Below are 24345 nucleotides of genomic sequence, written 5' to 3'. Positions count from 1 at the left end.
CCTGAAACCAGCTTGTGCTTTTTTTGCACTAAATGAGTGTGGCGCCAGCTATTTTTTGCTCCATATTGGTGCCTTTGTCATGCTATCGCCATACTGGCGTCATAACCTGTTGCATACGAATGCAGCTTTGCCAGGGCATGACTTCACAATGGCCTTTACCTTGCATTACAAAGATCGAAACATCACTATCATTATTTTTTGATTCACAGGGAGTTGGTATGTCAGGTGTGTTAACCATGATTTTAGCCGGTGGTGAAGGAACTCGGTTGGCGCCATTAACGGGTATCCGCGCCAAACCTGCGGTGCCTTTCGGTGGCAATTACCGCATTATAGACTTTGTACTGAATAACTTTGTGAACTCTGATTTTCTGCAGATTTTTGTGATTACCCAGTTCAAATCACACTCCCTGATGAAGCATCTGGGGCGGGCCTGGCGCGTCTCGGGTTTAACCAACCGCTTTATTGATCCAATACCCGCTCAGATGCAAACCGGCAAGCATTGGTATCTGGGCACTGCCGATGCGGTGTACCAAAATCTGCACTTGATCCATGGCCTGGATCCGGAAGAGGTCTGTATTTTCGGTGGTGATCACATCTACAAAATGGATGTGCGGCAAATGCTGGATTTTCACCGTCAAAACAATGCCAGCATGACGGTTGCAGCCATTCCTGTGCCGGTCGCTGATGCCCATCACTTCGGTGTGATAGAAGTAGATGCCAGCGGTAAAATGATTGGTTTCGAAGAAAAACCACTTAGCAATCCAAAAACGATACCTGGCCGGCCTGATTACGTGTTGGCTTCGATGGGCAATTATATTTTCGAAAAAGACTGCCTGATCGAGTGTCTGGAAACCGATGCTGCCGATCCGGCGTCCAGTCATGATTTTGGTAAAAACATTATTCCCAGACTCTATCCGTCTGGCGACGTCTATGTGTATGATTTTTCCAGCAACAGCATTCGTGGTGAACAAGATATCTCCCGCGGTTACTGGCGCGATGTTGGCACGCTCGACTCCTACTACGAAGCCAATATGGATTTGATTGCGGTGATTCCGCCTTTTGATTTGTACAACCGGTATTGGCCGCTACGTAGCTATACGCCTCCGATGCCGCCGGCTAAATTTGTGCATGATGAAACCAACCGTACTGGTCAGGCGATTAGCTCTATGGTGTCTTCAGGTTGTATTATCAGTGGTTCCATCGTGTACCATTCGATCCTGGGTTACAACGTGCATGTGCACAGTCATGCCTACATTGAAAAGTGTGTGCTGATGGGCAACAACGATATAGGGCGGGGCTGTCGCATCCGTCGTGCTATCATTGATAAAGATGTCAAGATAGCGCCGAATACAGTGATTGGCGAAGATGTGAACCTGGATAAACAGCGCTTTCATGTGTCGGAAGAAGGCGTTATTGTGATCCCCAAAGGAGCCCGGGTTGGCTTTGATTAAGCCAGGATTGAACAACAACAAAGGTTCATTGAATGCGTATTTTGATGTTATGCAGTGAGTATGAAGGCCTCATTAAAACCGGCGGTCTGGCAGATGCCTGCCGTGGCCTGACCAAAGCTCTGGTCGAGGCCGGGCATGAGGTGATGGTGTTAGTGCCGCGTTATGCCAGCTTGTATGCATTTGAAACCAGGGATTGGCAATCGGTCTATGTATCTCTGGGCGGTCGTACATTTGGCTGTGCTGTCCGACAGCTAACGCTGGATGGCGTTGCCATTGGTCTGGTAGAGCATCATGAGTTTTTTCAGCGCATACGGCCATACGACGATGGAGAATATGGCTATGCCGATAATCCGCTGCGTTTCGCTTTCTTTTGCAAGGCTGCGCTTGCCTGGTGTCAGGAGCGGGGTTTTTGCCCGGATATTATCCATGGCCACGATTGGCAAACGGCGTTGGCTGGTGTCTATTTACAGCATGAGCAAGCGCAGGATGATTTCTTTTCCGGCAGTCGTTTCGTTTTTACCATTCATAATGGTGCTTATCAGGAAGTGGTCGCATCCGACTGGGCGAAACAACTGGAGCTGCCAGCATCCAGCAGTCCGGTCAATCTGCTGCAACAAGGCATCGTCAGTGCCAGCAAAATCAACACCGTCAGTAGTGGCTATCGGGATGAACTGCTGTCAGAGCCGGCAGGCAATGGACTGGCTTGGTTGTATCAGCAGCGCCAGACCGACTTTAGCGGTATTTTAAATGGCTGTGATTACCAGTTATGGCATCCTGGCCGGGACGTTCACTTAGCAGCCCATTACGATTGGCCGGATCTGACTGGCAAGGCAAGTTGCAAAACCTGGTTGCGGCAACATCATCAATTGCCCGACAAAGCAGTTCCGTTGTATGTAGCGGTAAGCCGCATTACCGGCCAAAAAGGCTTCGATTATTTGCTACCGGCACTGGCGCAATGGCTGCCCACCACCGACTCTCAGGTGCTGATTATGGGGACCGGTGAGCGGCACTACACCGAGGCTTTATTTGCATTGGCTGCGCGCTTTAAAGGCCAGATGAGCTTTGTGATGGGCTTTGATGAAGCGATGGCGCATAAAATTGAAGCGGCTGGTGACTTTTTTCTGATGCCTTCATTGTTTGAGCCTTGTGGGCTGAACCAAATTTATAGTTTACGTTATGGTACCTTGCCCTTGGTGCGTGCTACCGGGGGCCTGAAAGACACTGTAGTGCCTTACCCTGAAGCCGATTGTACCGGCATCCATTTCGAGCAAGCGAATGCGGCTGCCTTACTGCAAGCTTTGCAACAAACCGATGCTATTTATCAGGACCAGGCGCTATATCAGGCGATGCAACAACGCGCAATGGCGCAGTGCTTTAGTTGGCAGCAAGCTTGTCAGCAATACGAGCTGTTGTATCAGGCGGCTTTGCAGCAATACTAAGCGCTCTGATCAATTCCCAAGCGATTGCGCTGAAATCGCAATAAAGCCATAGGCAGCTTGAAAAACTTCTGATAGCCTTGTTGCTATTCTAAGTTGTCGCTTTTTTTGCTCTGAGAAGGGTTTTATCATGGATGCGATCACGCTACTGACTACGCGGCAATCCTGTCCGCGTTTAACTGAGCCAGCTCCTCAAGGTGAAGCGCTGGAATTGATCAAGCAGGCCGCGCTGCGGGTGCCGGATCATGGTGCTTTGCGGCCCTGGCGCTTTTTGATAGTGCAGGGCAGATCTTCACTGGAGCGCTTAGGGGATATTTTCGCCGAAGCTGCGGTTGAGGATGATCCCACCATTTCCAATGATCTGCTGGAGCGAGCCCGCCAGCTGCCACTGCGAGCACCTATGGTGATTGTTTGCATTGCCCGTTGCAACAGCGAGTCGAAAATACCTTTGCACGAGCAAATTCAGTCAGCAGCCTGCTCGGTGATGGCGATGCAGCAAGCGGCTTTTGCACTGGGCTATGGGGGTATTTGGCGCAGCGGCATGTATGCCGAGATGGAGTTTGTCAAACAGTCGCTTGAGCTGGGCGAAGACGATGAAATTGTCGGCTTTTTATATTTGGGCACACCGGCCTCTGAAGTCCGTATTCGTGCCGGCCTTGATCCGGCCGACTTCTTTGCCGAATTTTAAAGTGATTTAAAAGCAACAGCCCCGCATTAGCGGGGCTGTTTCGTTTATGGTCTAATGACAACGGCTTAGAAGTCAGCGTTGCCTGGGGTGCGCGGAAAGGGGATCACATCGCGTACATTGCCCATACCGGTCACGTAACTGACCAGGCGCTCAAAGCCCAAACCAAAACCTGAGTGCGGTACGGTGCCGTAACGGCGCAGATCGCGGTACCAGCCGTAATCGTCTTTGTTCAGGCCCATCGCAGCCAGTCGCTCATCCAGCTTGTCGAGCCGCTCTTCGCGCTGACTGCCGCCAATGATTTCACCAATACCGGGGGCCAGGATATCCATCGCTGCTACCGTCTTGCCATCTTCGTTTAAGCGCATGTAGAAGGCTTTGATGTCTTTCGGGTAGTTTTGCAAAATAATGGGTGCGCCCACATGCTCTTCGGCCAGGTAGCGCTCGTGCTCGGACTGCAAATCAATACCCCATTCCACCGGGTAATTGAAGGTCTTGCCGCAGTTTTGCAGGATCTCGATGGCATCGGTGTAATCCATCCGCACAAAGCTGGAGTCCACCATCTGTTGCAAACGGCTGATGGCGTCTTTATCTACCCGCTCGGCAAAAAAGGCCATGTCATCGGCACGTTCTTCCAACACGGCTTTAAACACGTACTTCAGCATGTCTTCGGCCAGCTGCGCCACATCGGCCAGTTCAGCAAAAGCCACTTCCGGTTCAATCATCCAGAACTCGGCCAGGTGGCGGCTGGTATTGGAGTTCTCGGCGCGGAAAGTCGGGCCAAAGGTGTACACCTTGGAAAGAGCACAGCAGTAGGTTTCTACATTCAACTGACCGGAGACGGTCAGGAAGGTCTCGCGGTCAAAGAAATCTTTGCTGTAATCTACTTTGCCGGCCTCGGTGCGTGGCAGGTTTTCCAGGTCCAGCGTGCTGACCCGGAACATTTCTCCAGCGCCTTCGGTGTCCGAGCCGGTGATGATAGGGGTGCTGATCCAGTAAAAGCCGCGCTGATGAAAGAAACGATGTACCGCTTGCGCCAGGCAGTTGCGTACCCGGGTTACAGCGCCATGGATATTGGTGCGTGGCCGCAGATGGGCAAATTCACGCAGGTACTCCATCGAGTGGCGTTTTGGCGCCATCGGGTAAGTATCCGGGTTTTCCACCCAGCCAATCACGGCCACCGAGCTGGCCTGAATTTCAAACTGCTGGCCCTGACCTTCAGAGCGGGCAATGGTGCCTGTCACTACCACGGAGCAGGCAGTAGTCAGGCGTTTGATTTCGCTTTCGTAATTAGGTAGCTCGGCCGGTACTACCGCCTGCACCGCATCAAAGCAGCTGCCATCGTGCACAGCGACAAAAGAAATACCGGCTTTGGAGTCACGCTTGGTGCGGACCCAGCCTTTGACAGTAACGGTATCGCCTACAGCGTAGCGACCACTTAAAACATCATGAATCACAGCATCGGACATGCTTGAAAGCTCCGTGTAAAATTGGAAACCTGGCGGTTAAACTTGGTCAAATCAATAAGACATGTAATGATACTGACGCAGTGACTGAACACAAGTAAAACTTAGGTTTTTAGCGCGAATATGACCACAGAGCACAGTGCATTTAAAAATGATCGTCGTCAGGGGCCGGATCTGGTGCGCCAGTTGTTTGCCTGGCTGGCGGTGCTGGCGTGGGTACTTTTTATTCTGGCCTTGTTACTGGTGCATTTTGCCCGGCCGGAAATGGATACCGGCCTGGTGCGCTACTGGGATATTGAAGTGCGAGGCGACTGGCACCCGGTGCTAACCAACTGGTTGCAGGCCATGCTGTATGGCACGGCGCTGCTTAGTGCCATTAGCCTGGTGCTCAACCGGCTGCGCTTACGCCGTAAAGACGACCGGCTGCATTTTAATCTGGTATTGCTGTTGCTGGCGTCCATTGCGCTGGGGCTTTACCTGCTTCGCCTGTAGCATTCATCGACATTCGTTCAGACCCCAACCGTACGACGCATCGACCAGCACAAGCGGCTGATTTGCTCCTCGCTGATAATAAAGGGCGGCATCAGATAAATCAGCCGGTTAAAAGGCCGGATCCAAACCCCATCACCGACAAAATGCTGTTGCAGCTTGGCTACATCCACAGGGTGGTGCATCTCCAGCACACCGATGGCTCCCAGTACCCGCACTTCTTTTACCAAAGGCGAGGCCTGGCAGGGGGCTAATTCGGCTTTTAGCTGAGTTTCAATCGCTGCGACCTGCGCTTGCCAGTCACCGGTACGGATCAAACCGATACTGGCATTGGCCACCGCACAGGCCAGCGGGTTGGCCATAAAGGTCGGGCCATGCATCAGGCCACCTGCCTCGCTCTGACTAACACCAAGCGCCACCTGATCGGTACAGAGGGTAGCGGCCATCGTCATGTAACCGCCGGTTAAGGCTTTGCCCAGGCACAGAATATCGGCGGTGATCTTGGCTTGTTCACAGGCAAACAGACTGCCGGTGCGGCCAAAGCCGGTGGCAATTTCATCGGCAATCAGCAGTACTTCAAACTCATCGCACAAGGCGCGACATCCCGCCAGATAGTCGGGGTGGTAAAAACGCATGCCGCCATAGCCTTGCACGATGGGCTCCAGGATCAGGGCGGCAATGTACTGATGGCGCTGCTCTAGCAGTTGTTGCAAGGGCTTTAGGCTCTCTGGCCGGAATTCGCTGTGGTACGGACTGTCCGGGGCCGGTAGAAAATGATGCTGCGGCAGCAGTTTGCTGAACATGCTGTGCATGCTATCGACCGGATCGCACACCGCCATGGCGGCAAAGGTATCGCCATGGTAGCCCTTACGCAGGCTAATCAGCTCGGTTTTTTGTCTGTGGCCGATGCCCTGCCAGTACTGCAGCGCCATTTTAATGGCTACTTCCACCGCAATCGAGCCGCTGTCGGCCAGAAAGACTTTGTTTAACGCCGGCGGTGTCATGGCCAGCAGCTGTTGGCACAGTGTCACTGCCTGCGGATGGGTAATGCCGCCAAACATCACATGGGCCATCTGGCCAAGCTGGTCGGTGACTGCCTGATCCAGCACCGGGTGGCGGTAGCCATGCACTGCCGACCACCAAGAGGCGGTGCCATCCACCAGCCGCTGGCCATTTTCCAGAATCAGCTCACAGCCTTCGGCGGCCACCACCGGATACACCGGCAGTGGATCGATCATCGAGGTATAGGGGTGCCAGATATGCTGCCGGTCAAAGGCTAAATCAATGCTCATAAAATAACCATCAGTAAAGTTGTGTGTGCAAATCAGATTGACAAGTCAGGGTTGGCGGCTAGACTAGCGAAAAATAACCCGAACCACAATCCAAACAGGGATCCTCATGTCTACAGCCATTCGTCACGACTGGAGCCTAGCCGAAGTCAATGCTCTGTTCGCCTTGCCGTTTAATGATCTGGTCTTTCAGGCCCAAACAGTGCATCGCCAGCATTTTACCCCGAACGAGGTGCAGGTCAGCACCTTGTTGTCGATTAAAACCGGTGCCTGCGCCGAAGACTGCAAGTACTGCCCGCAAAGCGGCCATTACAACACCGGCCTGGAGCGTGAGCGCCTGCTGGAAGTGGAAAAAGTACTGCGCCAGGCTCAGGCGGCTAAAGAGAAAGGTGCCACCCGCTTTTGCATGGGCGCAGCCTGGAGCAACCCGAAGCAGCGGGATATGCCGTACCTGATTGAAATGGTCCGTGGTGTGAAGTCGATGGGGCTGGAAACCTGCATGACGCTTGGCATGATTGACCCCGAGCAGGCGCAAAGCCTGGCCTCTGCCGGCCTGGATTACTACAACCACAATCTGGATACCTCGCCGGAGTTTTACGGTGAAATCATTACCACCCGCACTTATCAGGACCGGCTGGATACTCTGCAGCATGTGCGCGATGCCGGCATGAAAGTCTGCTGTGGCGGTATTCTTGGCATGGGCGAGTCGGCCAATGATCGCTCGGCCTTGCTGATGCAGCTGGCTAATTTACCGGAGCATCCGGAGAGTGTGCCGATCAATATGTTGGTGAAAGTGCAGGGCACACCGCTGGAAGCTGTCGAGGATATGGATGCTTTTGAGTTTATCCGCGCCATTGCCGTGGCCCGCATTATGATGCCAGCCAGCCATGTGCGGTTATCCGCTGGTCGCAGCCGGATGAACGAGCAAATGCAGGCGCTGTGCTTTATGGCCGGTGCCAACTCGATTTTCTACGGCGATAAGCTGCTCACCACCGACAACCCGGAAGCCGATGCCGATATGCAATTGTTTGCCAAGCTTGGCATTCGGCCGGAGCAGCGTCAGGATGTGTCGGACGAAGCCCATGCCCTGGCACTGGCGGATGCCATCAAAGAACAGCAGCAGACGCCGCTGTATCACGCTGCAGGTTAATACCGATGGACCTGGCCAGCATGCAGCAGGCGCTTAGTGAGCGCCGGCAGCAGCAATTGCACCGTAACCAGTTCGCCATGCAGCCATTGCCGGATGGCATGGTGCGGGTGCAGGGCAAAGACTATCTGAACTTTTCCGGCAACGATTACCTCGGGCTGGCGCAGGATCCTGCCGTACTGGCAGCACTGACCGAGGGAGCCGCCCGTTTTGGTATTGGCAGTACCGGTTCGCCTTTGGTGACCGGGCATCAGTATGCGCATCAGGTGCTTAGCGATGCGCTCTGTGACTGGCTGGGCTTTGATGAGGTGCTGCTGTTCAGCTCTGGTTTTGCCGCCAATCAGACGATGCTACAAACCCTGGCAGCGCAAGATGAGCGCATCCTGCTGGATAAGTTAAGCCATGCCTCGCTGATTGATGCGGCCAAACATCATGCCGGGGGGTTTAAGCGTTTCTTGCACAATGATCTGACGTCGTTACATCAGCTGCTGAGCCAACAGGCTACCGGTAAATCGGTGGTGGTGACGGAAGGGGTCTTCAGCATGGATGGGGACAGCCCCGATCTGGCTGGGATGGCCGCTCTCTGTGCACGGCATCAGGCCCCGTTGCTGCTGGATGATGCGCATGGCCTGGGCGTTTTTGGTGCTGAGGGGCGAGGTAGCTGGCAACAGCAGAGGTTGGTACCCGAGCAGTTGCAGGCCCTGATGGCGAATTTTGGCAAAGCCCTGGGTGGCTCGGGTGGTTTTATTGCCGCCTCTGCCACTGTGATTGATTACCTGCGCCAGTTCGGCCGTCATTACATCTACAGCACGGCGTTATCGCCGGCGCTCTGTTGGGCGCAGCAGAAAGCGGTGCAACTGTGCCGGCAGGATGACTGGCGGCGTGAGCGCTTGCAGCAGCATCTTGGCCTGTTTCAGCAGTTGGCACAAGCAGCCGGTTTGCCCTTAGTGGCTTCCGGCTCGGCCATTCAGCCGGTACTGGTAGGCGATGCCGGTCGCTGTCTGGTGCTCAGTCAGGCTCTAAAAGAGAAGGGCATCTGGTTAACGGCCATCCGGCCACCAACCGTTGCTGCCGGCAAAGCCCGGCTTCGAATTACTTTAAGCGCGGCCCATCAGCCAGAGCATATCCGTACCCTGGTGGCTGCATTGCAGGAGCTGTTTTGATGTCTGTTCAGGCGCAAGCCATTGCCCGCCATTTTGGCAAAGCCTGCCAAAGCTACAGTAACGCGGCCCGTTTGCAGCGCTTAACTGGTTATGCGTTACTTGATGCATTGCCGGTGGCACCACAGGGCAACCTGCTGGATCTGGGCTGTGGCCCGGCCTGGCTGCACCCGGAGCTGGTCCAGCGCTGCCAGCAACTGCTGGCGGTTGATTTAAGTGCCGGCATGCTGCAACAGGCACAGCAGCTGGCGCTGGCGAAAGAATACATTCAGGCCGATGCCGAGGCTTTACCACTGGCAGCGGCCTCGGTGCAAAACGTCATCTCCAATTTAATGCTGCAGTGGTGCCCCAAGCCATCCAGGGTTGCGGCAGAGCTTGAACGCGTGCTGCAAAGCGGTGGTAAGGTTTTCCTGAGCACCTTGCTGCAGGGTACTCTGGCTGAGTTTCGTCAGGCCTTTTTAGCGCTTGAGCTGACGCCGCATGTGAATCAGTTTCTGACAGCCGATGCGCTGCTGCTGGCGATGCAGCAGGGGGCACCTACCATGGACTGGCAATTGCAAATAGAAACCGTGCAACTTAGCTATCCGGATGTGCTGGCGCTTGGCCGGGAGCTGAAATCTCTGGGAGCCAACTATGTGCCGGATAAAACCCGCAAAGGCCTTACCGGACGCAGCTACTGGCAGCAGTTGCAGCAGGCCTACCCAAAAGGGGTTGGCAGTGGGCAAACAGAGCTGTTAGAAAACGGCGCTGCAGAGACCGCTACCAAAACAATAGTGGCCAGCTATCAGGTGGCTTATCTCACCGGAGTTAAGCGCTGATGGCCAGTTTCTTTGTCACCGGCACCGACACCGATGCTGGCAAAACTTATGTCAGCACCGCTTTATTGCAGGGCTTAAACCAGGCTGGTTTTAGCGCCATTGGTGCCAAACCAATCGCCGCCGGGGTGGATGCCAGTGGTAAAAACCCGGATGCGCTGGCGCTGCAACAAGCCAGCTCGGTGCTACTGGATTATGCGGCCATCAATCCGATCTTGCTGGAAGCGGCGGTAGCGCCGCATCTTGCTGCTGCAATCGAACAGCAGCCATTGGATGAAACAGTGCTTAGCCAGCAGCTTAGCGCCTTACAGCAGCAAGCTGAGTGGGTGTTGGTGGAAGGGGCTGGTGGCTGGCTATTGCCGTTATCGGCTACGCGTTACCTGGCCGATTGGGTGATAGAGCAGCAATTGCCAGTGCTGTTGGTGGTAGGGATGAAGCTGGGTTGTTTGAATCATGCCATGCTGACAGTACGCGAAATCGAGCGCTCTGGTCTGCGCTTGCTCGGCTGGGTCGCCAATGGCGTCGATCCGGCGATGCAACTGCAACAGGAAAATATTGCCGATTTGCAGCAGCGCATCCCGGCGCCTTGTTTGGGCGTGTTGCCATACCAGCCAGCAGGGGCCAGCTCGTTGCTGCAGCAGCAACTGGCTGGCGCCTTAATGAACGTATTAAAGCTAAAGTAACGCCGATAGCTCGCTACCTGCTGCCAGGTGGGATTTATGGCCGCCTTTAAACTGATAAGCGCCCGGCTCACCGAGTACAGTGAGCTCTTCCCCCTGATACAACAAAGCACTGCCTTCCGGTAAAGCAATGATCGGCATCTCAGGCTCTAACACCATAAACTCTGCCAGGCGCATATCGCGGGTTTCGCCATGAAAATCGGCCGGGTGCTGGTCGGTGTAATGTGGGTTTAGTTGAAACGGCAATAAGCCCAAAGCATCGAATGAATCCGGCTGCACAATCGGCATATCGTTGGTGGTACGAATGCTCAAGCCGGCCAGGTTAGCACCGGCGCTCCAGCCGATGTAGGGTAGCCCTTCGGTTACGCGTTTTTTTATTAAATCCAGTAAATTCAACTGCTGCAGCCGTTGCAGCAAGGCAAAGGTATTGCCGCCTCCTACCAGAATCGCTTCAGCTTGCTCGATGGCGTTGGCCGGGTTGTCAAACCGATGCAGGCTATCGACCGTAATACCAAGCTGGGCCAGTGCCGCAGCCACTTTGGCCTGATAGGCATCAAAATCAATGCTGACACCGGCATAAGGCACAAACAGCAAGCGGCTGCAGCCGGACAGGTGCTGGCTCATCCAGTCCAGGTAAGGTGTCAGGTAGTCGCTGTTATTGACTTTGGAACTGCTCAGGGCAAGAAGTTGCATCGGGATCTCCGTGGGTGTCTGTTGCAAAGTGCGGCTTAGTCTACGAAAGCCGGCCCATCCTGACAACTTTGCTTACACTCTTTTGCCGGGGTCTTGGTCGTGTATTCATTGAAAATTCAGCCGATGCCCTTATATTACACAAAGTTCAATTACTTTTGAGGTACACGATGAAAAGAGTGTTCTTATTTTTGCTGACGAACCTGGCTGTTCTTTTTGTCCTGGGCATTGCGTTGTCCATTATATTCAGTGTGTTTAATATTGATCGTTCCGGTATCGGCGGCTTGCTGGTATTTGCTGCTGTGTTTGGTTTTGGTGGCTCCTTTATCTCGCTGGCAATGTCCAAATGGATGGCCAAGCGCTCTACTGGCGCTGTGGTAATCCAGCAACCGCGTAATGCGACTGAGAAATGGCTGGTGGATACGGTAGCCCGCCAGGCCCGTAAAGCAGGCATAGGTATGCCGGAAGTCGCGATTTACGACTCGCCGGAGATGAATGCCTTTGCCACTGGCATGAAACGCAACGACGCCCTGGTAGCGGTGTCTACCGGCTTGTTGCGTAATATGCGTGAAGACGAAGTGGAAGCTGTATTGGCGCACGAGGTGTCCCACATTGCCAACGGCGATATGGTCACGCTGACGCTGATCCAGGGTGTGGTCAATACCTTTGTTATTTTCCTGGCGCGTTTTATTGCCGGCATTATCCGGCAGAATAACCAGCAAATGGGCACTATTGCGTACTTTGGTATCGTGATCGTGCTGGAAATGTTATTTGGCGTACTGGCCAGTATTGTGGTGATGTGGTTCTCGCGTCATCGTGAATACCGTGCCGACGCCGGTGCCGCTCGCTTAGAAGGCGCCAATAAGATGGTCGCCGCTTTAAAGCGCCTGCAGCACAACCACGAAAGCCGGTTAGAGGGCAGCATGGCTGCTTTCGGTATTGCTGGTGGCGGCAAGAAGTCCGAACTTTTTATGTCGCACCCACCGCTGGAAAAGCGCATCGCTGCGCTGCAAAACAGCCGCGAGTTCTAAGCCTCAAGGCGTAAACAAACCCAAAAACCGGCTCCGCAAGGGCCGGTTTTTTTTTCACTTAACAGCTTCTGTGGTGAACAACGGTGGGAAAGTATCGGGCAACTTGTCGGCAGAAAGCTTTGAGCATGCTAAACTCGGTTTACGTATTGATGGAGTGCTTTCCCTATGAGTGTAACTCTTGAGCAGTTAATTGAAGTTACCAAAGAACTTTCCGCCAATGATAGAGCCTTGCTGGCTCATTGTCTGATTTCAAGCCTTGAAAAAACGCAGGATGACGATGTGGATGCTAGCTGGAGCCTGGTAGCTGAGCAGCGCCTGGAAGAACTTGAAACAGGCAAGGTTCAGGGCATTTCCTGGGATGAAATCAAAAGTAAGCTTAAATAAGTTCCATGACGGAGCTGATATTTCACCCATCTGTCTTGTCGGAAGTGCAAGCAGCCTATACTTGGTACGAAGAGCAAGCAACTGGGTTGGGTGATGATTTTATCACTGAACTGGAATCTGCTTATAAATTTATCAAGCAGTTGCCAACCACTTGGCCTAAGTTGAGCAAAAATACTCGCCGCTTTGTGCTTACAAAGTTTCCTTATGCAGTAGTGTACAAACCTGATAAAAACACATGTTTTGTTCTTGCAGACATGCATCAAAGCCGTAAACCTTTGTATTGGCTAGATAGACAGTAATCATTGTGTTCCGAGTGCGCAGTGAACTCTTCGAAAACGCTCCCACTCATCAAGAATGGAATATGCCAACTGGCTGGCTAAAGGCCCAAATGGCCTTTAGTTTTGGTGAATGCTATATGGATGGTTTGGCCGGGGCTGCGCCCAATGTTGATAAAGCCATCCCATATTTTGAGTATGGCGCAGAGCTTGGGAATACTACCAGTGCCCATGTCTTGGCGAGTCTGCGGCTTTTTTATGTCAGGGATGTTGAGCTGCAAAAACTTGGTTTTGATTACCTGAACGATGAATACCTGACTGGCTCCATGTTTGCTGCCGGAAAGCTAGGGGAAGCCTATCAGCTTGGGCTTGGCACCGATAAGGACTTGATTACGGCAATAGGACCTATCGATGCAGAACAAGTTAAAGTCACATAATCAAATAAAGAAGGAATCTAACATGAGAATCATTCCTGGATTGTTGTGCGGCCTGCTACTGGCGAGCTGTGGCAGTGCTGACAAGCCCGAGACAAACCTGCCGCTGGCAGAACGTTATACCGTTACGGTTGGGCCCTACCAGCAAGACTGTGTTGGTGTGGCACCGATGCGCTGCCTGGTGGTGGATGGCTCGTTTTTCTACCAGAGCATCGAAGGCTTCGACTTTGTACCCGGTTATCAGTACCAACTGCTGATTGAACGGGAACAGCGCTTTACCCCCGAAACCGTGCCGGCCGATGCCAGTTTGTACCATTACCGCTTGGTGGAAGTAATAGCCGCCGACAAAGTGGCGGTTGATGACCAGATCTAGTGGCATTGGATACAGCATTAACTACTACCAAAACGTATTATGACAGGTTGTTACTTTATCTCTAAAAACCCAGCTTTAGCCGTATTCTATCTGGCTCCCTGTGTGGACTTCTGGTAGCTTAGTTCACACTTATTACACAATAATTTTGGTTGCTATGATAAAACGTACGCTACTGGCTTTGGCCGTTGCATCCGCTTGCGCTACTTCTGCATTTGCGTCCGATAGTTACTACCGGGCACCATCTTTGCAGCAGGATACGCTGCTGTTTACTTCTGAAGGCAGTGTTTGGCGTGCCGATTTGACCGAGCTGCGTGGCCAGCGACTTACCAGCCACCCGGCTGAGGAAACACAAGCCCGTTTATCGCCCGATGGGGAATGGTTGGCCTTTGTTGCCAGTTACGAGCAAACTCCAGAGCTGTATGTAAAGCCGGCCAATGGTGGGCTAGCCAAGCGTGTTACTTATGAAAACAGCCGGGTTCGGCTGCAGGGTTGGACCGCTGATGGCAAGTTACTTTATGCCACCGATCAGGTGGCAGGCCCGGCTAACTTCTGGCTGTTAAAAACAGTCAATCCTGCCAATCTGCATACAGAAACCTTGCCGGTTGCTGATGCCATTGAAGGGGTTATGGACGATGCCGGTGAATGGTTGTATTTTGTACAACATGGCTTGCAGGTCACCGGTGACAACGCCCGCACATACCGTGGTGGGGCTTTGGGAGAACTATGGCGCTACCAGCTTGGTTCCGGACAGGAAGCCGAGCTGCTAAGTGCTTCGCACCAGGGGTCCATTCGTCATCCAATGTACTGGCAGGGGCGCTTGTATTTTGTCAGTGATCAAAGCGGTAATCCAAACATTTGGTCGATGCAAACCGATGGCAGCAATTTGCAGCAACATACTGACCATCAGGACTGGCAAGTACGGCAAGCGTATTTGAACCAGGGCCGTATTGTTTATCAACTGGGTGCTGATATTCATTTACTGGACGTGCAAACAGGGCATCAGCGTTTGCTTGAACTGAGCATTCAATCCGACCGACCGCATCAGCGTGAACGCTGGCTGGATCAACCTCTGAACTATTTGACCAGTGCCCATTACGCTGGCTTTGGCGATCAGGTGGTATTAACCGCCCGGGGCAAGGTGGCGATTGCCGCTAAATCACCGGCACGGCTGGTAGAAATTGCGACTCCAGCCAACAGCCGGATCCGGGAAGCCATTTTAAGTCATGATGGACGCTGGGTGTATGCGATCAGTGATCAAAGCGGCGAGCTGGAGATTTGGCGTTATGCCGCCGACGGCCGGGATGAAGCACAGCAACTGACCAAAGATGGGACTGATTTTCGCTGGCAACTGGCTTTGTCACCGGATGGCAACTGGCTGGCGCATGATGATAAAGCTGGTAACCTGTGGCTGCTTAATCTGCAAACACTGGAAAACCGTCTGGCATTCAGTGGCGGTGTTGGGCTTTCCCCCTTTGCGGATATTGTCTGGTCGCACGACAGTCAACTTATTGCAGTGACTCATTTGGAAAGCCGGCAGCAAAGAAGCCAGGTACTGTTGTACTCGCTGGCAGAGCAAAAGCATCAACGGATTACCAGCAGCAAGTACGAGTCGTTTTCACCTGCTTTTAGCCCGGATGGCAACTGGCTGTACTTTTTATCCAACCGTCATTTCCGCGCTACCCCTGGCCATCCATGGGGGGATCGCAATCTTGGTCCGATGTTTGACCGCCGCAGTGAGATTTTTGCTGTCAATCTGAAGCAAGGAGCCACTTTCCCGTTTCAGCCACCAACCGAGCTAGTAGTGGCGGCAAAGCCGGTGGAAGAGCCGGCACGACGAGGTCGCAGATCAGCCCCTGAAAGCCGGGTTGATTGGCAGGGATTGGAGCAACGCTTATGGCAGGTCCCGGTTCCGGCCGGGAACTACACCCAGCTAAGCGTCACTGAACAGCGTTTGTTTGTGCGGGAGTGGAGTCATGATGCCGATATTTTGCCCGCCCTGAAAGTGATCAAAGTGGATAACCGGGAGGCGAAAGTTGAACATTACGGTTCAGCTATTGCCGATTATCGCATCTCCACCGATGGTAAGCAGTTGTACTTTCGCAAGCAGCAGCGCAATGGCACAGGCCCTATGTATGTGGTGGCTATCGGCGATCAGGAGCCTGGTGATCTCAGCTCTGCATTATTAAACAGTCGACAGTGGCAGTTGGCGCTGGATCCAAAGCAGGAATGGCAGCAGATGTTCCGCGATGCCTGGTTGATGCAGCGTGAGTTTTTGTTCGACAAGGCCATGCGTGGGATAGACTGGCAAGATGCCAGGGAGCGTTATTTGCCGCTGGTAAACCGGGTGTCTGATCGGTACGAGCTGGACGATGTACTGGCCCAGATGATGGGAGAGTTGGATGCACTGCACTCACAGGTGCGGGGTGGTGATTATCCCGGACAAAGCCCTGCGGCTGTGGCTGCCAGCCTTGGTGCCAGCCTGGAAACTACAGCAAATGGCGTTCGTATTGCACATATTTACCAAACAGATCCTGAATTACCTGGCCAGGCGGCTCCGTTGGCACAGCCTGGGGTTGATGCTCAGGCCGGTGATCTGATCCGTGCGGTGAATGGCCGAGCCGTGCAAACGCTAGCCGATGTGAAGCAGCAACTCCGTAACCAGGTGGGGCGTCAGGTATTGCTGGACTTGCAGCGGGGCAGCAACCGCTTACAAACGGTAGCCGTGCCGGTGAATGCCGGGCGTGATCATCAGTTGCGCTATCAGGATTGGGTCTTTAACAATGCTGCCAAGGTGCAAACGGCTTCTGAAGGCCAATTCGGTTACCTGCATTTGTATGCCATGGGACCGAATGATATTGCCAGCTTTGCCCGGGAGTTCTACGCCAACATTGACAAAGATGGCCTGATCATTGATGTGCGGCGCAATCGTGGTGGCAATATTGATAGCTGGATCATCGAGAAGCTACTGCGTCGAGCCTGGGCTTTCTGGCAGCCTACCCAGGGCGGTGCTTATACCAATATGCAGCAGACCTTCCGCGGTCACTTGGTCGTGTTAACCGATCAACTGACGTATTCTGACGGCGAAACTTTTGCCGCCGGTGTCAAAGCTCTGGAGCTTGGGCCTTTGGTGGGCATGCGTACCGCAGGAGCCGGCGTTTGGTTGACAGGACGCAACTTACTGAGCGATCGGGGTGTCGCCCGGGTGGCTGAAACGCCTCAGTTTGCCATGGATGGGCGATACATCATTGAAGGCTATGGTGTAGCACCGGATTACGAAGTACGCAATATGCCGGTGGCGACCTTCAATGGCACGGATGCCCAGCTGGATTTTGCCATTGATTATCTGCGAGGCAAAGTGCAGCGTGCGCCTGTTCCGGAGCTAAAAGCAGATCCTTTGCAACCGGGGCCGGCGGCAGACATTCGCCGTTGATACTAAGGGCAGTCAGTGACTGCCCTTACTTTTTGCCCAGTTGTGTCAGCTGTCGCCGGTGCTGTTTGAGCAGTCTGAGCAGTTCTTGTTGTGCTGACTGATCTGAGGCAAAAATGCTGCGCTCATACAGGATCTGCACACTGTGCAACAACATCTGCTGGGACGGAGCCTGCTCCGCCAGACTATGCAAGGCCTTGCTGATACTTTGCTGAGGCAGCTTGTTGGCCAGAGCGGGTATGCTTTTTTGCAATTGCTCTGTTACACTGCACCGCTTTTTTCTGCGGTGCCAGCACCATGCCACTGCCAGCAGCACCAGGCTAAGTGTTATCAGCAGACTAAGCCACAACAGCTGGCGCCATTGTTGCCAGAATGCCGTAAATGATCGCCACAGTGCATCCTGGCGTTGCTGATTAAAGCCCAGTACCCAAACCGACCAATAGTAGTCCAGATGCAACAGCTGCAGCCGCAGTTGAGACAGCAAAGGCAGTTGCCCAAACAGGCCTCCAGTCAGGAACGCCATGTCCGCATCGGACAAAGCGCTGTCCAGGCCATTCAACACCCGATCGGGGGCGATGGCTGCCGTTGGATCCAGGGAATGCCAGACATCATCCACCAGGTACTCGACCCAGGCATGTGCATCTCGCTGACGTACCAGTAAATAGTGCTGCTCCTGATACCAGTCCCCACCAAGGTAACCACCGACAACCCGGGCCGGGATCCCCGCCTGACGGAATAATAAAGCACTGGCCGATGCATAGTGACTGCAAAAACCGGCCCGGCTTTGAAATAAAAAGTCATCCACACTATTTTGGCCTAAAGGGGGCGGGTTTAAGGTGTAGAAGAAGGCGTGCTGACGGAAATAAGCCAGTAGTGCCTCCGCAAAGTCGTGCGGTTCTGGGTGGTCGGCCAACAGCACAGAGGCGAGTTGTTGGCTGCGCTGGTTATGGTCCCCGGTCAGCAAATTCCAGTGCTTTTCCTGAACATCAGTGAGTGGCACGGCAGCAGTCACACTGCTGATCTGATAACTGATGCGTTGGTTAATGGTTCTGTTGTAGCCCAACAGAGCAGCAGGCAAAGCTTCCAGTTCAGGGCTCCATTGTGTAGGCACCCCTAAAGTAAAGACACTGCGCTGAAAGCTTGGCTCGGCAATGATCTGGTACCGGAGCTCTGTCGCTTGGTTAGGGTAGTCCCGGCTGCGCGGACGGCCAGGATGATGAAACCCTTGCTGTACAGACCAGCGCCGACCATCAAAGTGTTCAAAGACCTTGGCCCGCCAGTAGCGTTCGGATTGCGGCGGCAAGGGACCATCAAACCGTACCCGAAAAGCTGTGGCATTGCTTTGCACCAATTGTTCAATGGTCCCGGGTTCAATCTCATTGGCAAGGCCGGTAATCGCTTGCTGCGCCGAGGGCAGTTGCCATAGCGGGGCAAGGCGGGGAAACAACAAAAACAATCCCAGCCAAAGTGGCAGTAACAATAACAGGAAGCGGCTATCGGCTCGCAGCTGGCGGTTGCTTGGCATCTGTACCGCAAATAGCAGGTATTGAAGCAGCAGGTTCAGTACAAATGCGAGCAGGATTAAGCTGGCCATGGCTATCGATTGATGGAATAAAAAGCTGCACCCCAGGATAAAGTAATGTACCCATACCAACTGCCTGGCTTCTTTTTGTTTGGATAACGCCAGCAAACGCAGCAGGGCAGACAACACCAGGATGTGCATCAAAAAGTTCATAGCACCAAGTTGCCGTCCTGCCAGCACCAAGGCCACCACACAGAGTGCAGCCAGAATATTGACCAGTCGTAAACTAAGCACTGGGGCTTTATCAAAGGCCTGTAGAAAAGCCAGCCCATTGAGCAGCAGGAAGCATCCCAGACTCCACCATTGCCAGGCTGGCAGCATCAGCAAAATAAGCAGCAACTGCAGGATGGTTGCTAAGTAAATAAAGCGCGACTGATTTAGCATAGCGCCAACTTTTGTAGGCATTGCTGTAAATGGTGAGCCCCCTGACCGAGCGTCACATCGCCGGCAGGGGATTGCAAACCATACTCCATTTGCTTTGCCTCGAGTTCAAGTAATTGGTGACAAATCTCTGACAAGCATTGCTCCAGAGCTTCACCCTGCAAGGGCGGTACCAGCAACCAGCGAGGATCCTGCTTTGCCTGCTGCTCTGAAATCCTAATCACAGGCACATCAGGTTGACGTGCCAGGCGTTTCCAATGCAGACGCTTGATCGGATCGCCCTGTTGGTAGGCTTTGAGCTGCTCTGGGTGTTCAGTACTGCTGCGCGGCCCGATCTCGGGTGTGCCAGCTTGCCAGCTTTGGGGGGTAACCGGTGAAAGTGGTGTTGGGTATACCCAGTAGTGTAACTGTACCGGCAGATAAGTCCAGCAGCGGATAATGCCAAGCGGATAGTCACTTTGTAACTGCAGTCTGGTGACAGGGTAGTAGCCACGTTTTGCCGCTGTCCATTGCAGGCAAACCGGCTGGTCAGAACTGGCTGATGCTTTAGCCGGGCCTGATGTGCATTGCACTGCCTGGAAAGGATGCTCTGCGGTGATGTCGAGCTGTAGCCTAAGCTGTTGGCCGGCAAAAACAGCCTGTGGTGGTTGTAGCCGGATCTGTAACGCGGCCAGATTACGCCAGGCAAACCAGATACAGAGCAGAAATACGCTTAGCAGTAAATACGCCAGCAACAAAATCAGGTTGTTTTGGTAATTGGTCCCCAGCAGATACAGCAGTAAGATCAATAAAGCAAACCAAAAACCATAGCGACTGGGGAATACCAACAGGTTGCCGTGGTTTAACTGAAAATCATTGCTTGCTGTAAATTTTCGCGCCAGCCAGCGTTGCAACATCCTGGAGATTTTATCTCGCACCACGAGCCGTTCCTTTTATAGATTGCAGGGCGTTTCCCGCAACAGCAGAAGGCTCCAGCGAGGCTCTGCAGCATGCGATTTAGGATCCAGACGATGTTCTGTCACGCTGGGAAAGACTGCTTGTACATCATCGGCAGTCACATAGTCGCGTTGCTGCAATAGTGCCCAGGACTTTGCGGCTTGCAGCAGTGCCTTGGCAGCTCGTGGTGATAAAGGCAGCATATCCGGATGCTGTCTGCTGTGGGCGACCAAATCCAGCAGGTAATTGATGAGTGCTTCCGATGCGTGAATATGGGGTACCTTAGCTTGCAATTCCATCAACTGCTCAATACTGATGTGTTGTTGCAATAAACTTAGCCTGGATTGACCGCGATCCGAGTCCAAAAGCTCAAACTCAGCTGCCCGATCAGGAAAGCCCAGCGAGATCCGCATCAAGAAGCGATCCAGTTGTGATTCAGGCAGCGCCGAGGTGCCTGATTGATCCAAAGGGTTCTGGGTGGCAATCACAAAAAAAGGCGAGGGCAAAGCTCTGGTTTCACCATCAATCGAGACTTGCTGTTCTTCCATGGCTTCCAATAAAGCACTTTGTGTTTTTGGGCTGGCGCGATTGATTTCGTCCGCTAGCAGTAAATGACTGAACACTGGTCCTGGTTGAAAGCTAAATTGATGCGAACGGCTGTCGTAGATGTTCATACCAAGCAAGTCACCTGGCAATAAATCGCTGGTAAATTGCACCCTGCGGTAGGATAAACTTAAGCTGTCGGCCAAGGCATGAGCCAATGTGGTCTTGCCCATTCCGGGTAAGTCTTCCAGTAACAGGTGTCCTTTAGCCAGCAAACAGCAGAGCGCTAATTTGATTTGAGCGCTTTTACCTAGGATAACCTGGTTGAGGTGGTGTTCAATAGCCTGAAATTCTGCGAGCACAGCAGCTCCTTACAACTTTACGCTCTGGTGAAGTTAAGATAGCAAGTTAAAGCGCAATAAAAAAGGCGACCCTAAGGATCGCCTTTGATTTCATGGATTAATGGCTTATCAGAATTGTGCCACAATCTCTGCAGAGCATTGCTCCGTGTTTTCAGCACACAACTGGTACACGACCTGATCGGCTGAGGTATTGAAGCGGTCACGATAACTGCCCTGATTCTCCAGCGTCGCTACTTTGCTGCCATTACGGTACAGATCAACCCGGCTTTCAGCACCAGACCAGCGTAAATCTACAATGCTTGAGCCGGTGCGGGCTTGCTGAGCGCGATGTACCCACAAATCAATGGAGCTGATTACATCGGCGACCGTTACTGTTTGGCTGGTGCTATCAGTCACACCATTAGTGTCAGCAACTGTCAGGGTGACATTGTAACTGCCGGCGGCACTGTAAAGGTGCGTGGGGCTTTGCTCGGTGGAACTGTTGCCATCACCAAAGCTCCAGTCCCAGCTCACAATGGCCTCATCCCCTTCTGCTGATTCATCGCTGAAGGTCACCATCAGACCAGATGCTGAATAACTGAAGGAAGCTTCTGGTGCTGTTGGATCCGGATCAACAATGCCACCATCAGGCAAAGCGGTCAGGGTCAGGTTCCAGCTATTCAGGGTGCCGGTATCCAGCGCAGCATTATCTGAGACAAACAGTGTCCAGTCACCTTGCATGGCTTCACCGTTGTAAGTATCCAACTGCCAGGTTTGAATGAGATCATCTGCACTGCCACCGGTGCGATTGTGCAGAGTATGCACAGTGCCTTCCGGAGAGGTCAGACGAACAATCAAATCACCACGCCAGGTATGGGTAATATTGACACCGACTTCGGTACCAAATACATGGCCAGATTCAGCTACAGAGATAATGCTTTCAATGCCGGCTGCATTGTTATCCGGAATGGCCACAGGCGTTGTATTCTCGTATGGGAAGTCCATCAAGCCTTGCGGAATGACCGTCAGATTAGCGGTTGTCTGCCGAACAATATCACCGCTGGCACTGTCTGTCGCCGTGATCAGGAACTGGTAAGCCCCCCATGGAGTCTCTTCATCGGTATCAATCAGTAAAGATACGGTATCGCCCGGGAAAGCCAAATCCGATGAGAAGCTCACGCCTGGTAACGCTGGTGTGGCATCGACAGACAACTGGATTTCATCGTTCCAACCAGCTACCGAGCTGAACTCGAGGCTGTAGCTGGCTTGCTCACCGGCTACAATTTCCAGATTACGCGGAGCCAGACTCATACGGAAACTTGGAGCAGGATCGGCTTCTTCGAGTGCACGAGCCACATTTAAGCGCTTACCTGATACAGTTCGACCATCTAGTGTTGGAAGAGTATCACCTGATTGCATCAGGATATCTTTCATTTCAAGTGCTGAAATGCTTGGATCCAATGACCAAACTAATGCCGCGGCTCCTGCTACATGTGGAGACGCCATTGAAGTGCCGTTAAAGGTGGAGTAACCAGCGCCTGGCACAGTGGATAAAATGGCTGAACCTGGTGCACCTAAATCAACACTTTCCAGGCCAAAGTTCGAAAAGCCAGACATATTATCATTGCGGTCAGTCGATGCGACTGAAACAATAATATCCGAGTCGTAGGCAGCCGGATACATCGGGAATTGATCGGCATCACGGCCATCGTTGCCGGAAGCGGCAATAAACAGAATACCTGCATCACCACCATCTTCAATGGCAAGCTTTAAGGCTTCAGAGAAACCACCGCCACCCCAGGAGTTGTTGGTTGCTTTTACGTCTACACCGTGATTAAGCTTCAAATCGGTGAAGTAGCTGATACACTCGATAGCACCAGCGGTGCTGCCGCCGGTGGGGCCTAGAAATTGGCATGGGATCAGGGTTACATTCCAGCTCACACCTACCACCCCAATACCATTGTCACCCACTGCACCAATGGTACCTGCGACATGAGTACCGTGACTGCCACTATCCATCGGGTCGCCACTGGCATTTAGGGTAGACCAACCGAACTGATGCCCAGGATAGCTGCCGTCATTTTCCCAGCGATTGGCAATTAAATCCGGGTGGTTGTAATCCATGCCGCTGTCAATAACGCCTATGATGATATCGCGGCTGCCCGTTGTGATTTCCCAGGCTTCCAAAGCGCTGATATCGGCCCCTGGGGTACCGCCACTCTGGCCGGTATTGTGCAAACCCCATAACTCGTTAAAACGTGGATCGTCCGGAGAAAGTGGAGATGCCATGGATTGTACTATGTAGTTGGGCTCTGCCAGCTCAATAGCGGGGTGTTGACTTAATTTTTTAATCAGATGATCGCGCTGCACGCCGCTTGGTAAGCGGACTTTGGCAATGCGCCCATCGGCAACATGCTTCATGCGGATATCGCGGCCCTGTGCATCCAGCTCACGTAATGACACTCCGGAGTGACGCATAACCTGCTCACGTTCTGCTTTACCGACACCTGGTTTGAATACGACTAAGATGGAATCATCGGCTGCTTGCTGTGGTGCAGCCATTACACTTCCTGCGACCAGTGCTGCAGAAACAGCCATGGCCAGTTTTTTGAATTGTCGCATAGATGAGTACCTTAATTTTTCATTATAGTAAAAAAGCTGCGCTTTATTTAGCACTAGTAATCAATACCATAAATTAGAATTAAGAAATGGAATTCAGTATAAATTAGTACAAATGAACTAGTCTATTGGGAGGTGCAATTGTTACGGATGGTTATTTAAGATTATGTTTTTCATGGTTAATATTATTTAAGAATTAACTATATCTTGATTAAAAATAACTCTTTTATCCGATTGCGGCATATTAGAAATCTTATAGTTTAGATTTGTGTTTTCGCATTAACGGAAGGTGGGTTTTGTTTACAAATGCCAAGGTGTTACTGGTGACCATGACACTGCTATTCAGTAGTGTATTACACGCAGAGTTTTCCCTAACGCTGACTTCACTACTTGAGCGGCAACAGCTTGGTAATCTGGCGGTTATTGAGCAGCAGGGGGCAAACAACAGTCTTCTGGTTGAGCAACTGGGTTATGCCAATGTCGCATTGCTGCACCAGGCAGGTTATCTGAACCAGTTGCAGCTTCGCCAGTTTGGTGTTGGAAATGAAGCCATCATTTCGCAGTTTGGTCAGTCAAACCAACTGGATGTATTGCAGCAAGGAAATTACAACCGAATTCAGGTTGAGCAGTTTGGTGGTTCAGGTTTTAGTATTCAGCAAATTGGGAATCACGCTGAACTTGCCATTACACAGTACTGATTTTACAAGAGAA

At 52.6% G+C, this 24345-nt stretch carries 22 protein-coding genes; 15 read left to right on the top strand and 7 right to left on the bottom strand.

Features of this window, described 5'->3' with window-relative positions; genetic code table 11:
• Nucleotides 1-218 precede the first annotated feature (218 nt).
• The 3 genes from glgC to QWF21_RS05370 all read left to right on the top strand — a co-directional run bounded on the left by glgC (nt 219) and on the right by QWF21_RS05370 (nt 3575).
• Entirely contained in the window at nt 219-1451 is a 1233-nt protein-coding gene (glgC, locus tag QWF21_RS05380) for a glucose-1-phosphate adenylyltransferase (protein ID WP_330087025.1), read from the top strand.
• 32 nt (nt 1452-1483) lie between these two features.
• Nucleotides 1484-2890, top strand: coding sequence for a glycogen synthase (locus QWF21_RS05375; protein WP_330087024.1), 1407 nt, complete (start codon nt 1484-1486; stop codon nt 2888-2890).
• A 127-nt stretch (nt 2891-3017) separates the two neighbouring features.
• A complete protein-coding gene (locus QWF21_RS05370) occupies nt 3018-3575 on the top strand; it encodes an NAD(P)H nitroreductase (RefSeq protein ID WP_330087023.1) in 558 nt (185 codons plus the stop codon).
• A 65-nt stretch (nt 3576-3640) separates the two neighbouring features.
• Here the strand turns inward: QWF21_RS05370 and asnS are convergent, their stop codons facing one another.
• A complete protein-coding gene (asnS, locus tag QWF21_RS05365) occupies nt 3641-5041 on the bottom strand; it encodes an asparagine--tRNA ligase (RefSeq protein ID WP_330087022.1) in 1401 nt (466 codons plus the stop codon).
• A 120-nt stretch (nt 5042-5161) separates the two neighbouring features.
• On the opposite strand from asnS, the gene QWF21_RS05360 reads away from it, so the two are divergent.
• Nucleotides 5162-5530: a hypothetical protein gene (locus QWF21_RS05360; RefSeq protein ID WP_330087021.1), complete on the top strand. Its 369-nt coding sequence runs from the start codon at nt 5162-5164 to the stop codon at nt 5528-5530.
• A 17-nt stretch (nt 5531-5547) separates the two neighbouring features.
• On the opposite strand, the gene bioA is transcribed toward QWF21_RS05360, so the two are convergent.
• Entirely contained in the window at nt 5548-6819 is a 1272-nt protein-coding gene (gene bioA / locus QWF21_RS05355) for an adenosylmethionine--8-amino-7-oxononanoate transaminase (protein WP_330087020.1), read from the bottom strand.
• 106 nt (nt 6820-6925) lie between these two features.
• Here bioA and bioB point away from each other — a divergent pair, with 106 nt between their 5' ends.
• The 4 genes from bioB to bioD are packed head-to-tail and all read left to right on the top strand — an operon-like array spanning nt 6926 to nt 10621.
• Entirely contained in the window at nt 6926-7966 is a 1041-nt protein-coding gene (gene bioB / locus QWF21_RS05350) for a biotin synthase BioB (RefSeq protein WP_330087019.1), read from the top strand.
• Between the two features lie 5 nt (nt 7967-7971).
• Entirely contained in the window at nt 7972-9126 is a 1155-nt protein-coding gene (locus QWF21_RS05345; RefSeq protein WP_330087018.1) for an aminotransferase class I/II-fold pyridoxal phosphate-dependent enzyme, read from the top strand.
• Complete coding sequence (locus QWF21_RS05340; RefSeq protein ID WP_330087017.1) at nt 9126-9941, top strand: methyltransferase domain-containing protein; 816 nt, start codon at nt 9126-9128, stop codon at nt 9939-9941. Before QWF21_RS05345 ends, QWF21_RS05340 begins: the two co-directional genes overlap by 1 nt.
• On the top strand, nt 9941-10621 hold the full coding sequence (gene bioD, locus QWF21_RS05335; protein ID WP_330087016.1) for a dethiobiotin synthase: 681 nt from the start codon (nt 9941-9943) through the stop codon (nt 10619-10621). The genes QWF21_RS05340 and bioD overlap by 1 nt, the downstream gene beginning before the upstream one ends.
• On the opposite strand, the gene pepE is transcribed toward bioD, so the two are convergent.
• Nucleotides 10613-11311: a dipeptidase PepE gene (gene pepE, locus QWF21_RS05330; RefSeq protein WP_330087015.1), complete on the bottom strand. Its 699-nt coding sequence runs from the start codon at nt 11309-11311 to the stop codon at nt 10613-10615. The two genes, bioD and pepE, sit on opposite strands and share 9 nt — an antisense overlap.
• A 167-nt stretch (nt 11312-11478) precedes the next feature.
• On the opposite strand from pepE, the gene htpX reads away from it, so the two are divergent.
• From htpX to QWF21_RS05300, 6 genes are all read left to right on the top strand, one after another.
• Complete coding sequence (gene htpX, locus QWF21_RS05325) at nt 11479-12339, top strand: protease HtpX (protein ID WP_330087014.1); 861 nt, start codon at nt 11479-11481, stop codon at nt 12337-12339.
• A gap of 165 nt (nt 12340-12504) precedes the next feature.
• The gene (locus QWF21_RS05320; protein WP_330087013.1) at nt 12505-12723 is read left to right on the top strand and encodes an addiction module protein; all 219 of its coding nucleotides are present in this window, start codon (nt 12505-12507) and stop codon (nt 12721-12723) included.
• Between the two features lie 5 nt (nt 12724-12728).
• Nucleotides 12729-13022 (top strand): type II toxin-antitoxin system RelE/ParE family toxin, encoded by a 294-nt coding sequence (locus tag QWF21_RS05315; protein WP_330087012.1) that lies wholly within the window; start codon nt 12729-12731, stop codon nt 13020-13022.
• Nucleotides 13023-13084: 62 nt separating this feature from the next.
• Nucleotides 13085-13435, top strand: coding sequence for an SEL1-like repeat protein (locus QWF21_RS05310; protein WP_330087011.1), 351 nt, complete (start codon nt 13085-13087; stop codon nt 13433-13435).
• A gap of 22 nt (nt 13436-13457) precedes the next feature.
• Nucleotides 13458-13805 (top strand): DUF4377 domain-containing protein, encoded by a 348-nt coding sequence (locus QWF21_RS05305; protein WP_330087010.1) that lies wholly within the window; start codon nt 13458-13460, stop codon nt 13803-13805.
• Nucleotides 13806-13959: 154 nt separating this feature from the next.
• A complete protein-coding gene (locus tag QWF21_RS05300) occupies nt 13960-17235 on the top strand; it encodes a S41 family peptidase (protein WP_330087009.1) in 3276 nt (1091 codons plus the stop codon).
• A gap of 25 nt (nt 17236-17260) precedes the next feature.
• On the opposite strand, the gene QWF21_RS05295 is transcribed toward QWF21_RS05300, so the two are convergent.
• From QWF21_RS05295 to QWF21_RS05280, 4 genes are all read right to left on the bottom strand, one after another.
• Nucleotides 17261-19198, bottom strand: a complete 1938-nt coding sequence (locus QWF21_RS05295; RefSeq protein ID WP_330087008.1) for a transglutaminase family protein — start codon at nt 19196-19198, stop codon at nt 17261-17263.
• Nucleotides 19192-20115 (bottom strand): DUF58 domain-containing protein, encoded by a 924-nt coding sequence (locus QWF21_RS05290; protein WP_330087007.1) that lies wholly within the window; start codon nt 20113-20115, stop codon nt 19192-19194. Before QWF21_RS05290 ends, QWF21_RS05295 begins: the two co-directional genes overlap by 7 nt.
• A 12-nt stretch (nt 20116-20127) precedes the next feature.
• Nucleotides 20128-21036, bottom strand: coding sequence for an AAA family ATPase (locus QWF21_RS05285; protein WP_330087006.1), 909 nt, complete (start codon nt 21034-21036; stop codon nt 20128-20130).
• A gap of 108 nt (nt 21037-21144) precedes the next feature.
• Nucleotides 21145-23637, bottom strand: a complete 2493-nt coding sequence (locus QWF21_RS05280) for a S8 family serine peptidase (RefSeq protein WP_330087005.1) — start codon at nt 23635-23637, stop codon at nt 21145-21147.
• Nucleotides 23638-23963: 326 nt separating this feature from the next.
• Here QWF21_RS05280 and QWF21_RS05275 point away from each other — a divergent pair, with 326 nt between their 5' ends.
• Nucleotides 23964-24332 carry a curlin subunit CsgB gene (locus QWF21_RS05275; RefSeq protein WP_330087193.1) on the top strand — a complete coding sequence of 123 codons (369 nt, stop codon included), beginning with the start codon at nt 23964-23966 and terminating at the stop codon, nt 24330-24332.
• The last annotated feature ends 13 nt before the right edge of the window (nt 24333-24345 follow it).

The sequence above is a fragment of the Alkalimonas mucilaginosa genome (assembly GCF_036327005.1).
Taxonomy (GTDB): Bacteria; Pseudomonadota; Gammaproteobacteria; order Enterobacterales; family Alteromonadaceae; genus Alkalimonas; species Alkalimonas mucilaginosa.
The sequence above is the reverse complement of the archived record's forward strand: the minus strand, read 5'-3'. Positions and strand labels throughout refer to the sequence as shown.